Consider the following 11988-nt stretch of genomic DNA (forward strand, 5'->3'; position numbering starts at 1 on the left):
GTCATCGAGTGTGGGTCGACCAATCGCTCGGAGGGAGAGATCGGCCCTATGCCCGGGAGAGGGTCGTGGCCGCGTGGTGGGGGTCACTCCCCCACCCTGTTCACCACCAGCGGCGTTCGGTGATGCTCTCCGCCGCGTCGCCCACAGTCGGGCGGGTGCGCCGAGCGAGGTACCCCCGAAGGTCTTGATCACTGCGGTCTCGGTTGCAGGCTCGATGGCTGAGTCGGCAGTTGGCGCGGTCGTATGCGGACCCGCCCTTGCTCACGGGGATGATCTCGTCGACTTCGGGGCTGCCGGGATGTGGTGTCGGGAGCGTCTTCTCGACGAGCTGCCCACAAAGGTGGCAGAGGTGTTCTTCACGGAGCACTCGCTGGCGGACTTGGTCGCGGCGATGACCGTTCGCTCTGCGCGGGTTGTGCTGTGTAGCGTTTCGCATGCGCGCCTTGGTAATTGAGTCCCAGAAAGCCAACCGCCGGCAGACAGGTTCACACAAGTCGGAAGGATGCGGTGTGTGAGGCTGGACGTCTACCGGCGGTTGGGCGCAAACGCAGAGAGCGTCTACGCAAAATGCGAGGCGCTCAATTCCGTTGCCGGAAGGCAGCACTCGCATATACATAGATCATACCACGAGGGGTGGACACCACCTGCTCGCTGAGGATCGTCTGCGCCATCACCGGAGCGGGAACGTGATGGTGGATGTGTGCTCGATCATCGGCTTCTTCCCCGATGATGTTGACGGACATAGCGCTTCGACTTGGTCAACGTATTCCGCCTCAATCGCTTTGGCTGTGACGTTCAGCGATAGCAGTCCTTCTATCGGCAAACGAAGCTGATCAAGCAACTCCTCCACGAGAGCTTTCGCCCCAGACGGGGAATAGACGGTCTTGCCGTTGATCTCGGTGTACGCGCTCACGCTTCTCCTCTTGCAGCAGGACTTGCGGACTGGCCGTTGTTGGCCAGGACGGGGTGGTTGGGGTCGATCAGATAGATCGCCGTTTCAAGCTCCATGATTCGAGTCAGGGCCGCGACGGCGACTTCGTAGTCGAGCGGCTTGTATCGACGGAGGAGGATGCTTAGAACTTTCACTGGACTCCTGCGGGTCAGGCGGTGGGTGCGAGGTGGGCGAAGCGGTGATGTTTCGCCGCGACTGCGGCGAGTGGCCAGGTACTACCTTTGGTGAGATTGCATGCGGCACAGGCTGGCCGAAGGTTGGCCAGGCAGTGCGAACCTCCGCGACTCAGTGGGCGCACGTGGTCCATGTGCTCAGCGAGGTCGCCGCATACCCAGCATCGGCCTTCGTAGTAGTCCCAGCGGGCACGGAGGCCGGCGGGGGTCACCGTATGGATCGTGGCCCCCGCCAGGAGTGCTCGGCGTTTGGCGCTCACGCGGCCGCGCTGTGACCGCTGTCCGGCGCGAGATCGTTGGCCGTGAGTTCCTCCTGCCGGGTCTCACGGAGGACGTCCCCGAGCGAGTAATGGGTCTCTTCTCCGACCTTCTGCGTGCGGATCCGGCCGGCGGTCCCCCAGTTGCGGACGGTGGTACGGCTGATGTCGACCCCAGCAGCCTTGGCGAGGCTCACGATCCGGCGGGATGTGGTCCAGTGATCCGCACCCAGACCAGCGCGCTGTCGCATCTGGGCGAGCCGCACGTCGCGGTCGGTCTCACCAGTGTTGCTGCGGGCCAGTCGGTCGCATCGCGCCGCGACGATTTCGAGGTCGCGGATGTCGCCGGGGTCCATGCCCTGCACGATGACACCGGAGTGATTGAGGAGCCATGTGGTGAGGTGGTGGACGTCGCGACTGGCCGGCCTGGGGAGGCCAGGGTGCGCGGCCATTTGTTCGGAGACGATGGCCCGGACGGTGCGTTCGGTTGCGATCTCGACATCGAGAACGTACGCGGGGATCGGATCGCGGGGCCCGGGTGCGGGCTTGCTTGTGGACACTTCCGGGCCGCGCTTGGTCGGCCGGAGGTGCTGATAGCTGTCACGGATGTCGATCGCGAGTTCATACAGGCGGTTGGTCATGGCTTGGATTCCCTTGTTGTTGAGTTACTTCAGGCGGCTTCAGCCAGGGATGGCATCGTCGACAGCACGTGGTGCGGGGCGAGCGGAACTTCGGCGCGGCGACGCTGTTTCCAGAGGATGATGTTGGAGATCTGCCCCTGGCTGACGCGGAAGCGATCAGCCAGTTGGTACTGCGTGTACTTGCCTGTGGCGTACAGTTCTCGGATCTGGACGACCTGCGCGGAGGTGAGTTTGCAGGCTTTGTGCGCCTCATCTCGCGGGAGCCGGTCCTTTCCCCAGGCATCGGCCCGGTTCTCTTTCTGGGTGCCAGCGAAGAGGTGCTCTGGGCGTACGCAGCACGGGTTATCGCATCTGTGGCAGATGACATGGCCTTCGGGGATAGAGCCAACGTGAGCTTCATACGAAAGACGTTGCGCCCGATATGGTTTGCGGTTCCGGGTGACGGTGCCGTATCCATCACGGTCGCGTGAACCGGACCATTCCCAGCACCCGGTCGGACTGAGTGTGTAGCCGCGGCGATTGAGGGCGGCGATGTCGGCCGGCGTGATGTCCGGATTTTGAGCAGAGTTGCAGAAAGTACGCATGGAGGATCTCCGAGATTTGCGAGGTGGATTCCGGTGTATTCGGCAGAGCTGCCGTCCGGTTGACTGGCGGTACTTGAGCCGCCGTTTCTTCCTGATTTAAGAATCCCGCGAATGCGGCGCTTCGGGTAGTTCTTTCGGTTTGGCCGAAAGGACTTGAAATATCGCCAACTTCTTGATTCAGCAGGTCAAGGGCCGAGCGATAATTAATGCAACTAATGCCGAGTGATTGACATCACAGTTAGCTATTGTCCCACCACATCTGATCATTCCTATCTGACAGTTCATGACGTGGGGGCAGCCAGTCTTCAGCCTGCGCAGACCCGCGGCTCACGCTTCCGGCATCCGTCTCACGAACATCCCGGTCAATCTCGCGCAGCAACAACGCTGCGCCCGCAAGGCTTGCGACGAGGGCCAGCGCGTCGAGTGCCATGACTAGTACGACGCAGCGGAGGGACGCCCGGTTCCATCGCTGACCAAAGCTGTGAGCGTGACGGGGATCGCCCACCTCGCAGGTTCGCATCGACAGTGGAAAATGGTGGCCAGATTTCCGGCCCGGACCATTACGATTGAGCCATGGCAGACAACCAGCCCACCGGTGCACGGGACGAGGACGCCAACGGGCGGACCCCTCAGTCCCAGCATGACGAGTCATACCGCCGAGCGGTGGTCGAAGCGGCCGAGCGTGGCGCGGAGTGGTCAAAGGAACTTCTCAAGCGCTTGCGCTAGAACGTGGCCCGGGGCGTGGCGACAGCCGAGTATGTCGGTGTTGCGTGGAATAATCGACGCGAAAGATCCAAGGCGGATCGACGCTGGGAGCCACGCGATGGACAAACAGAGCCGGGTCAAACTTGTACTCGCAATCGCACGCAAGATCGACGATCGCGATGAATTGCCGTGGGATCACGCGAACATCATTCTGAGGACGTACGGCGTCGCAGAACTCGATGACGATTCATGGGGACCGACGACCGCTGAAACAATTGACACCGCGTCTGATGAGCAGCTCCTTGAACTCGCCCAACATTTCGGACTGGAACTTCCCAGCGATGCGCCGGCAGCGGTAGTCACCGCCACCGCGACCAGTACGCAACCTCTGTTCGTTTTCGCTTCGCACCTGGCGAAGCATCGCGTGCTCGTCCACGGGGTAGCTGAGGCTCTCGCCGCCTTTGGAATCACGCTCTTCGTGGCACACGATTCGATCACTGTGGACGCCGAGTGGCATAGCGAGATCGAGAGCGCGCTCGACCGGGCGGATGCGGGCCTCGTTTTCCTTCATCAGGGATTCAAGGAAAGCTCGTGGTGCGATCAGGAAGTCGGCTGGCTACTCGGCCGCCACGTGCCAGTGATGGCGCTCCGGTTTGACGCTGACCCGTACGGTCCACTTGGCAAGCATCAGGCCCAGACCGCCGGGAATCTGTCTCCGGAGGCCATCGCCAACTCCACCCTGGGACGGATAGCGGGCAAGACCGAACTCCAGCGTGGCTTCGGAGCTTCACTCGTCGACGCCATGGCCGCGTCACCGAGATTCGCGGTCACCGATTCGATCTGGAACTACCTCCGAGAGCTGCGGTCACTCGATTCGAACCAGTGCGCTCGACTGCTGCAGGCATGCAAGGACAACACCCAGATCAACTGGGCGAACTCAGCAGTCGACGGGGGCATCCCCTACCCACGGGCGATCGTCGCGTTCCTGAGGCAGCAATCCGGCGGCGGAGTGATTGCGGCGGACATCGACGCCTACGAGGTCTACCTGCAGCAGCTTGAGGACGAGAAGAATGCACGCTCGCGAGGGGTCGCCTCGCCCCCGCCGACTGCCAATGCCGGATCGCTCTGGCCATGAGTAGCGGAGACGTGGCGTGAGTATCGAGGAGTACAAAGCTGGCTTGGGCCGCTGGGTGCGCAATTCAGCAAGGCCAGGGATCCTTCGACACGACGGAATGGAACTCAAGACCCGCGGTAAGTCGTTCAAGTCCGTCACCATGCACTACTTCGGGAAGGATCCCGAGAATCCGTCGGGTCGGAAGATCGAGTTCCAGGAGGTCCCGGCGAAGGAGATGGATTTCGGATACGACTTCGACAATCCAACGAAGAAGTTCTCGCTCGCCGACGATGAGATTGATGTCCTCCGGAAGTTCATGAACGGCATGTTCGCGGACGAAGGTTATTACGTCCGGACCGACAGTAAAGACTTGGCGAAGGTCCTGGCGGAACGTCTTCAGCCAGGCGCAGATGGTGAGGCGGCGCTCGCTGAGCTTCTGGAATCTATTGGAGGGGACGAGGATTTAGTCCGTGCCGTGGCGAAGTCGAGCCAGGCTGGCCACCTGGCTGGTTTGATCGACCAGGAACGCCGACGGAGCGCACTCGAAGAACTGGAACGGCTTGCACGTGCCCCACGAACAAGCGAGGGCGAGTTCCAGAAGCTCATCCAAGACAATCCGTGGGTCTTTGGCGGGCGGTACGTCGGGGTCACGCAGCGCCGCAGCCTCACAGTCCTCGACCAGTTGGACGTGCCTCTGATCAACACCGACGGCTCGATCCACATTGTGGAACTCAAAACAGCGTGTATTCCAAGGCTTTTCAAGATGCACAGGAATCACTGGATCGTGGGCAACGATGTGCATGAGGCCGTATCGCAGGCAGAGAACTACCTTCACCAACTCGACACCCACGCCGCGAACATCAAGATGACCCTCAAGCTGGAAGTCCAGCGCGCCTTCGCGACCATCGTGGTCGGCCATATCGAGCATTGCAGCGCCGAGGGTCTCACTGAGGAAGACGCATCCCTGGCGCTGCGCATCTACAACAGCCATCTCTCACGAGTGCGCGTCATCACGTACGACCAACTCATCACCAATGCCAAGAACGCGATGACCCTTGGCATCTCAGGGGCAGGCGACGGCGTGTGACGGTGCAACGAATCCACATCGGTCCAGAAGCGTTGCACCGCAACGTCCACGCGGACACTCGGAGCATAATCCGTTCTGACCTGCAGTTTCTTCCTGCCGTGGCAATGTGAACGAGGCCCATTCACACCTCATTCACGTCACACTCAGTGAGGATTCATGGCTCGCTCATGCGGTAGTCGCGAGACGAACAATTCCTGGTCCCCCGAGCCCCCTGGCCCACGTGGCTGGCTTCGGCGGCGAGTCACCGCTGAAGAGTCTGCGCCCACCGCCAGGGGACAACACCATGGTGTCCAGTCTGGAAAAGACGTCCGGCGCTTCGCGCCTGTCACCCGCTTCGCGGGCGACGGTATGTGAGGACGATTTTTGAGAGTTCGAGAAGATCGCATCCGTTCAGGGTCTTCCCCGAGCAGTCCTTGAGGGCCATTTTCCGTACTGGTCCTCCCCGAGTGGACCTTGGGCCTTTATTCCGTTGATCTACAAAGTATTTGAAACTGGTTGAAGATACACCTCTCCTTACGGAGCCACCCTGGAGTTTGAAAAAACCTAGTGGCATCCGGCGCTGGGCTAACGTCCACAGAGATCGAATCGCGGTGCTCGCAAGCATTCTCATCCTTGCGGCCGGCTGTGGGGAAGACCCAGAGGCCCTGGTCATTCAGTTGTAGTGCAGCCCTTCCGAGCCACACCTATGATTCTCCGGCAGATCATGGTCAGTATCCACGGCTCTCGACTCTCGACCGAGAGTGATCTACACCACTACTGTTCCCGCTCACACAGCGCAGCAACCGTTGTGTCGACTTACACTTCGCCTATGGAGTTCGACGTCGGAGATCGGATCCGCGTCATCGGCACAGACATGTATGGGCACGTCGTCGGCCACCTTCCGCCGCTTGTGTCAGTAGTCAGACCAGACGGGGACCGAGTCCTGTTCCCAGCGCACAAACTTGAGCACCTGGATTGATCTGCGCGATGGGACGGTCACGACGTCTGTGTCGATACGAGGAAGCTCCTCGTCAATGCGAGGAAGATCCTCGCCAGCACACACGACTCCCCTCAGGAGCCCCCGCCCCCGCCGCGAGGCGCTCGCGGACTACGGTCGCGATCTCCTTCGCCACGACTTGTGGGTCGTCGTGCTCCCAGAACCTCATCGCCACCCAGCCGGCCTCCTGAAGGCGAGCGGTGACGAGCTGATCTCTGGCGCGGTTCTGTTCCACCTTTGATGACCAGAACGTTGCGTTCGTGTTTGCCGGCCGGTGATGCTCAGGGCATCCGTGCCAGAAGCATCCGTCGATGAACACCGCGACCTTGGCTTTGGTGAACACGACGTCGGCACGATTGCGGCGGTGCCCAGACAGAGGCGGGTAGTCCACCCGGTATCGCAGGCCCATTCTGTGCAGGCGTCTTCGCACCGCCAGCTCGGGCTCGGTGTCACGGCGGCGATTACCCCGCATCGTCGCCCGGACTGCGGGGCTGGATGCCCAGCTCTCGCTCACACGCCCAGTGTGCGCGACATATCCAGGACATGCCGTACCTGGGGCGTAGAATCCCGCCACCATGTCGCTAGTCTCTACTCATGCGTAGTGTCGAGCTGTTCGCTGGCGGGGGTGGTCTGACACTCGGAACCCACCTGGCCGGGTTCACCACCGAGGTCGTGGCTGAATGGGATCGGTGGTCCTGTGACACCCTTCGAGAGAACCGCGACGGCGGATACCCACTCGTCCGCGGCATTGACGTCCAGGAAGGTGACGTCCGGAAAGTGGACTGGTCCACAGTCCCGAGCGGCGTCGATCTAGTCAGCGGTGGCCCGCCCTGCCAGCCCTTCTCTGCCGGCGGCAAGGGCAACGCCGCCGATGACAAGCGCGACATGTTCCCCGCGACCGCCGAAGTCATCCGAGAGTTGCGGCCCCGTGCCTTCATCATCGAGAACGTGCGTGGGTTGACTCGGTCGGCGTTCAGCGACTACTACAGCTACATCCAATTGCGGCTGGGTCACCCCGAACTAGTGGCTAACGAGGGCGAATCATGGGGTGCCCATTACTCCCGCTTGCAGGCAGAGCACACTTCGGTGCGCTCTGATCTTCAGTACAAGGTGCTGCCGACCCTCGTCAACGCCGCTGACTATGGCGTGCCCCAACAGCGCTGGCGGGTGTTCTTCATCGGATTCCGCTCCGACGTCGACGCCGAGTGGAGCTTCCCAGAGGCGACACACTCTGCGGCCGCTCTGCGTGCTGCTCAGGACGATGGTTCCTACTGGGAACGCCACAAGGTGCCCAAGAAGTACCGCACGCCGACGGTTCGTACCGCAGCGCTCGTCGACGGTCCCCACAAGCCTTGGCGGACGGTGCGAGATGCGCTGCGCGGGCTTCCCGAACCCACCCTCAATGGCAGCACCAAGTACCTCAACCATGTCCTTCAACCCGGTGCCAGGTCGTACCCCGGCCACACCGGCTCCTACATTGATGCACCTGCCAAGGCACTGAAGGCCGGCGTGCACGGCGTCCCGGGTGGGGAGAACATGCTGCGCAACGTCAACGGCTCGGTGCGTTACTTCACCGTTCGCGAAGCAGCGCGCCTGCAGACGTTCCCTGACCGCTACCGCCTCCACGGGCCGTGGACCGAGGCGATGCGACAACTCGGAAACGCTGTACCGGTGATGCTCGCCGAGATAGTGGCCCTATCTGTGCGTGAGCACCTCGACGTAGCGACGTTCAACGCCGCAAAAAAGGCAGCGACCGACCGGCGCAAGGCTCGCAAATCGGCGACGGCGTGAGCAAGCCATTCAATCCCCTGGACATGGAGAACCTCGCGAAGTCGGTCGTCAATCAGATCGAGGAAAAGGATCCCGTCCCACTCGATGATGTGTCGACGTTCGTCGGCGCTGGCGTGTACGCGCTCTATTACGTTGGCGACTTCCTCGCTTACGCCGAGTTGTCGGCGGCCAACACCGAGTCCCTGATCCAACCGATCTACGTCGGCAAGGCCGTACCCAAGGGCGGCCGGCGTGGACTTGAGGCTGTCTCACATACGAGCACGAAGGCACTCTCATCACGAATCCGCGAGCACGCCAAGAGCGTTCGGGCCGCTGAGAATCTCGACATCGCAGACTTCAGCGCCCGCTGGCTCGTGGTCGAGGACATCTGGATCGCGCTCGGCGAATCGGCCATGATCCGCCGCTACCGCCCCGTTTGGAACGCCGTTCTCGACGGCTTTGGCAACCATGATCCAGGCAGCGGTCGAGTCAATGGCAAGCGCTCCATGTGGGACACTCTCCACCCAGGTCGGCCGTGGGCGAAGAAGTATCCCGGGCGCGACGACACCGCCGAACAGATCACTCAGGACGTCACGCAGTACATCATCGACCGACTCGGCTAGATGTTCATCGGGGGCGAAGCAAGGAACTGAAGGAAGTCGTCAATGACCGCCTGAGTGTCCGCGACGGCGGGAACCTCTGCGAAATGCCGTGCGACCTGATCTTCCAGTTCTACCTTGGTCTTCTCATTCTTCTTGAGCGACTTACTACTTCGCCCAGTGTGGAGAGTGTCCCACTCTGACTTCCTGCCATCCCCACGCCCAGACCCGGGGTCATGGTTGCCGAATCCGTGCACGGGCTCAATGCCGTTGCCTTTGTTCCAAACCGGTCGAAAGTACCGGATCAGCTCAAGTTCGGCCGGCGATTCCCATCCGGAAGCGCAAACCAGGAATCGGCACTGGAAATGATCCAGTTCCAAGTCGGCATGGTTGATCGAACTTCTGTGATCCCCGAGCCGTGTGGTGAGCGCGTTGTCTTGTTCGATCACGGTGATCGCACCATCGGGCGGGGTCGACTTGCCGACGTAGATCGGGGTCGCCGTGTTGCTAATCGCTTGGTACAGAGGCGAATCGCCCAGATAGTACAGCGCATACACACCCGACCCGTAGACATTGGGTACCGCGCCGAGCGGGATGGGGTCCTGTGCCAGCAAAGCCATCGCCGCGACGCGGCCGAACACCCGGGTGTCGGATGGGTCGAACACTGCCGGTGGCATCGCTCGCGGGTTGATCGCCGAGCGAAGATGTGACGTCAGATCCTCGGATGCCTCGCGAAGGTTCGCCCGGTCATCGAGGCTTATTCCTCGCCCTTTCAGGGCATCGACCGCATCACCAAGTGCTTCGAGGCTGGCGACGACGTCCTCGACCTGCTTGTAGAGCGGCATGGCCTGGTTCTTCGACTCAATCGCCGAGCCGAGCTGGGTTCGTAGTTCCTCGTCAGCTTCCCGAAGGCTGTCGCGCTGATCGACGCCAAGCCGCCGCCCCTGAAGGGCCTTGACGCGCTCGGTTAGAGCGGCCAGCTTCGACACGATGTCGTCAACGTCGTCCTTGAGGGTCACGCTCCGACAGTAGAGCTTGATGTGCCAGGGGTGAAGGCTGCCGCGCAGGTTGTCGTCGGTCGCGACTATTCTCACTGATTCATGACCACGGCAGAGGCTCGGTATTCCCACACCAATCGCGATCACAACCGGCTCTTACTGCTTGCACTCACCGAGGCGTGGGGCAACAAGTGCTACTGGTGTAGGAAGCCGAAGACGTTCCGCGAGCTGCAGATCGACCACATCGTTCCGCGCAACCCCCGTGGTGGGTCAAGCCAGGATTTCGATGTGGATGACGTCGCCAACCTCGCGCCGATCTGCGGCCCGTGCAACCAAGAGAAGGGCAACAGTGAGTTCGACGACGCTCCACGTGTCGACGCGATCCGCGAAGCCGCCGCTGGTCGCGCACCCAACGTCGCGAGGAATCTTGCCACCTTCCGCAAGGACGGGACGGTGGTCAAGGCACTCCTGGCGGTGACCGCCGCCGATCTTGGCAGTGATGACGTCGCGGAGTCTGTCGAGGCGTTCGGTTCACTGATCCTCCCAGTCTTCAGAGACAAGTTCCCGCACATTCTCAATGCGCCCTATTCGGAGGACTTCTCTGTTCGACGTCGTCCAGTGGAGTACCGAGGGCGCATGATCAAGCTCCCCGACGAGGTGACGACAGTTGACTTCGACGCCCAATCGCATCGTGCGCGGATCATCCTCGAAGATGTCCTCGAACTCTCACTGCGCTGGGTACTCGATCACATCCGTGAGTACTTCGCCGATGACCTCGATCGCGACGTCGATGAATGGCTGCGTGGCTCGCGGCGCATCTTCACTTCAGTCACGCTCACCGAGCGTCCGAGCAGCAACCCCGTCGCGCTCTATGTGTACGAACTGCGCCACGAGGACGGCGCAGTGACGCTCACGGGAGAACTGGAGGGCAGCTTCATAGCCGACATCGAGGAGGACGACGATGACTACTTCGCATCCGGCAGCACACGACGGCGGTCTGTCGACTTCGATTTCATCGGATCGTTCTCCGCAACTTTCGAGCGGGAGGGACTCATGGACGCGTGGGTGCACATCGGCGATCCGTCCGAGAGCGAATGGCGTCGCCACGCTCGTATCCTGCAACTCGAATCCGATGCCAGCTCGCAGGACTCCACACCGTAACCTCCAACCATGACTTCCAGATTCACCATCGACGGCTTCGAGCCGGAACACGTCTGGAGTGCAGTGCGCTATGGGCGACCTTGGAACGGCTGGGCAACCCCCGTCGTCACTCGCGATGTACTGGAATCGGTGATCGCAGCCGCCGAAGGCGAGACGTTGCATTTCATCGAGACGACCGCGGTGATCTCTGGTGACAAGCTCCGGCCCGACTCCGACGGCAACTACGATCTCGGTCAGATCGGTTGGTGCTTCGTGGAGGTCGACGACTGAACGTTGCGATCTCGCGACTGTTCGGTCGATTCTCGCGATGGACTCGCGAGTGCTCGGCGAGTGTCTCGCGCTAATCTTCGAGTGCGTACGGGAGGGCCTCAAACCACTCCTGAAGCTCATTGGCTGGCACCACAACTCGGGTCCCGATGCGCTTGGCCATCAGGTCGCCGGCTTTGATGGCGCGCTCGATGGTCTGCTTACTGACGCCGACGAGCTTGCCGGCCTCGGTGGTGCTGTACGCGAGCTTTGCCGGTCCACGGCCTCGGCTCTCGGTCATTTCCGTCCTCGTCTTGTCGGGATTGTCTCGATGTGAGATTACGGCGTCGTCGGGCTCAAACGATCGCGGGGCTCAGACCTCGAATCGGGTACGCAGTGGGTACGAAAACGTATCGAAAGCCGCCATCGACAGCCAACGCGAAGATGCGTATACCCGCAGGTCAACACCATAAAAAGCAAACGAAGCCAGTTCCGGCCAAGAACACAAAACCCCAGGTCAGACGATTTCAAAACCCGTCCAGTGTGAGTTCGAGTCTCACCGAGGGCACCAAGAAACCCCTGTTCAGCAGGGGTTTCTCAGTTTGTTGAATCATACGTGCCTTCAGCGTTCAGTCGGCCTCCTCGCGCTCGCGTCGGCGTCGGTTGCGTTCTCGTTCTTGTTGTCTGCGGGCGTGTTTGGCTGCCACCCGGGTCATCGACCGGGT

General features: G+C 61.4%; 16 protein-coding genes. 7 read left to right on the forward strand and 9 right to left on the reverse strand.

Annotated features, from left to right (window positions below; translation table 11 throughout):
- Window positions 1–100 precede the first annotated feature (100 nt).
- From ACLQ3I_RS22610 to ACLQ3I_RS22635, 6 genes are read right to left on the reverse strand one after another with little or no spacing between them, the layout of a single operon-like run.
- Window positions 101–616: an HNH endonuclease gene (locus ACLQ3I_RS22610; RefSeq protein ID WP_425804966.1), complete on the reverse strand. Its 516-nt coding sequence runs from the start codon at window positions 614–616 to the stop codon at window positions 101–103.
- Window positions 617–670: 54 nt separating this feature from the next.
- Window positions 671–913, reverse strand: a complete 243-nt coding sequence (locus ACLQ3I_RS22615) for a hypothetical protein (protein WP_425804969.1) — start codon at window positions 911–913, stop codon at window positions 671–673.
- Complete coding sequence (locus ACLQ3I_RS22620; protein ID WP_425804971.1) at window positions 910–1086, reverse strand: hypothetical protein; 177 nt, start codon at window positions 1084–1086, stop codon at window positions 910–912. Before ACLQ3I_RS22620 ends, ACLQ3I_RS22615 begins: the two co-directional genes overlap by 4 nt.
- Before the next feature lie 14 nt (window positions 1087–1100).
- On the reverse strand, window positions 1101–1385 hold the full coding sequence (locus tag ACLQ3I_RS22625) for an HNH endonuclease (RefSeq protein WP_425804973.1): 285 nt from the start codon (window positions 1383–1385) through the stop codon (window positions 1101–1103).
- Entirely contained in the window at window positions 1382–2023 is a 642-nt protein-coding gene (locus tag ACLQ3I_RS22630) for a hypothetical protein (RefSeq protein WP_425804975.1), read from the reverse strand. Before ACLQ3I_RS22630 ends, ACLQ3I_RS22625 begins: the two co-directional genes overlap by 4 nt.
- Window positions 2024–2052: 29 nt before the next feature.
- A complete protein-coding gene (locus ACLQ3I_RS22635; protein WP_425804977.1) occupies window positions 2053–2607 on the reverse strand; it encodes an HNH endonuclease in 555 nt (184 codons plus the stop codon).
- Between the two features lie 573 nt (window positions 2608–3180).
- On the opposite strand from ACLQ3I_RS22635, the gene ACLQ3I_RS22640 reads away from it, so the two are divergent.
- The 3 genes from ACLQ3I_RS22640 (at window position 3181) to ACLQ3I_RS22650 (ending at window position 5513) form a co-directional block, all read left to right on the forward strand.
- Window positions 3181–3333: a hypothetical protein gene (locus ACLQ3I_RS22640; RefSeq protein ID WP_425804979.1), complete on the forward strand. Its 153-nt coding sequence runs from the start codon at window positions 3181–3183 to the stop codon at window positions 3331–3333.
- Window positions 3334–3430: 97 nt separating this feature from the next.
- Window positions 3431–4447, forward strand: coding sequence for a toll/interleukin-1 receptor domain-containing protein (locus ACLQ3I_RS22645; protein WP_425804981.1), 1017 nt, complete (start codon window positions 3431–3433; stop codon window positions 4445–4447).
- Window positions 4448–4463: 16 nt separating this feature from the next.
- A complete protein-coding gene (locus ACLQ3I_RS22650; RefSeq protein ID WP_425804984.1) occupies window positions 4464–5513 on the forward strand; it encodes a Shedu anti-phage system protein SduA domain-containing protein in 1050 nt (349 codons plus the stop codon).
- A gap of 1010 nt (window positions 5514–6523) precedes the next feature.
- Here ACLQ3I_RS22650 and ACLQ3I_RS22655 read toward each other — a convergent pair.
- A complete protein-coding gene (locus tag ACLQ3I_RS22655) occupies window positions 6524–7066 on the reverse strand; it encodes a very short patch repair endonuclease (protein ID WP_425804986.1) in 543 nt (180 codons plus the stop codon).
- 17 nt (window positions 7067–7083) lie between these two features.
- Here ACLQ3I_RS22655 and ACLQ3I_RS22660 point away from each other — a divergent pair, with 17 nt between their 5' ends.
- Both ACLQ3I_RS22660 and ACLQ3I_RS22665 read left to right on the forward strand, forming a co-directional pair.
- The gene (locus ACLQ3I_RS22660; protein ID WP_425804988.1) at window positions 7084–8280 is read left to right on the forward strand and encodes a DNA cytosine methyltransferase; all 1197 of its coding nucleotides are present in this window, start codon (window positions 7084–7086) and stop codon (window positions 8278–8280) included.
- The gene (locus tag ACLQ3I_RS22665) at window positions 8277–8882 is read left to right on the forward strand and encodes an Eco29kI family restriction endonuclease (protein ID WP_425804991.1); all 606 of its coding nucleotides are present in this window, start codon (window positions 8277–8279) and stop codon (window positions 8880–8882) included. Before ACLQ3I_RS22660 ends, ACLQ3I_RS22665 begins: the two co-directional genes overlap by 4 nt.
- Here ACLQ3I_RS22665 and ACLQ3I_RS22670 read toward each other — a convergent pair.
- Window positions 8879–9877 (reverse strand): Eco29kI family restriction endonuclease, encoded by a 999-nt coding sequence (locus ACLQ3I_RS22670; protein WP_425804993.1) that lies wholly within the window; start codon window positions 9875–9877, stop codon window positions 8879–8881. The genes ACLQ3I_RS22665 and ACLQ3I_RS22670 overlap by 4 nt on opposite strands.
- Window positions 9878–9958: 81 nt before the next feature.
- On the opposite strand from ACLQ3I_RS22670, the gene ACLQ3I_RS22675 reads away from it, so the two are divergent.
- Window positions 9959–11017, forward strand: coding sequence for an HNH endonuclease (locus ACLQ3I_RS22675; RefSeq protein WP_425804996.1), 1059 nt, complete (start codon window positions 9959–9961; stop codon window positions 11015–11017).
- A gap of 9 nt (window positions 11018–11026) precedes the next feature.
- Window positions 11027–11287 carry a hypothetical protein gene (locus ACLQ3I_RS22680; protein ID WP_425804998.1) on the forward strand — a complete coding sequence of 87 codons (261 nt, stop codon included), beginning with the start codon at window positions 11027–11029 and terminating at the stop codon, window positions 11285–11287.
- 70 nt (window positions 11288–11357) lie between these two features.
- Here ACLQ3I_RS22680 and ACLQ3I_RS22685 read toward each other — a convergent pair whose 3' ends face one another.
- Window positions 11358–11564 carry a helix-turn-helix domain-containing protein gene (locus ACLQ3I_RS22685; RefSeq protein WP_425805000.1) on the reverse strand — a complete coding sequence of 69 codons (207 nt, stop codon included), beginning with the start codon at window positions 11562–11564 and terminating at the stop codon, window positions 11358–11360.
- Window positions 11565–11988 lie beyond the last annotated feature (424 nt).

Source organism: Gordonia sp. DT101, assembly GCF_049844895.1.
Taxonomy (GTDB): domain Bacteria; phylum Actinomycetota; class Actinomycetes; order Mycobacteriales; family Mycobacteriaceae; genus Gordonia.

Coding starts and splice junctions, on each gene's coding strand:
- ACLQ3I_RS22610 (WP_425804966.1), bottom strand. CDS start 616: ATGTATATGCGAGTGCTGCCTTCCGGCAACGGAATTGAGCGCCTCGCA.
- ACLQ3I_RS22630 (WP_425804975.1), bottom strand. CDS start 2,023: ATGACCAACCGCCTGTATGAACTCGCGATCGACATCCGTGACAGCTAT.
- ACLQ3I_RS22635 (WP_425804977.1), bottom strand. CDS start 2,607: ATGCGTACTTTCTGCAACTCTGCTCAAAATCCGGACATCACGCCGGCC.
- ACLQ3I_RS22640 (WP_425804979.1), top strand. CDS start 3,181: ATGGCAGACAACCAGCCCACCGGTGCACGGGACGAGGACGCCAACGGG.
- ACLQ3I_RS22645 (WP_425804981.1), top strand. CDS start 3,431: ATGGACAAACAGAGCCGGGTCAAACTTGTACTCGCAATCGCACGCAAG.
- ACLQ3I_RS22655 (WP_425804986.1), bottom strand. CDS start 7,066: ATGGTGGCGGGATTCTACGCCCCAGGTACGGCATGTCCTGGATATGTC.
- ACLQ3I_RS22660 (WP_425804988.1), top strand. CDS start 7,084: ATGCGTAGTGTCGAGCTGTTCGCTGGCGGGGGTGGTCTGACACTCGGA.
- ACLQ3I_RS22675 (WP_425804996.1), top strand. CDS start 9,959: ATGACCACGGCAGAGGCTCGGTATTCCCACACCAATCGCGATCACAAC.
- ACLQ3I_RS22680 (WP_425804998.1), top strand. CDS start 11,027: ATGACTTCCAGATTCACCATCGACGGCTTCGAGCCGGAACACGTCTGG.
- ACLQ3I_RS22685 (WP_425805000.1), bottom strand. CDS start 11,564: ATGACCGAGAGCCGAGGCCGTGGACCGGCAAAGCTCGCGTACAGCACC.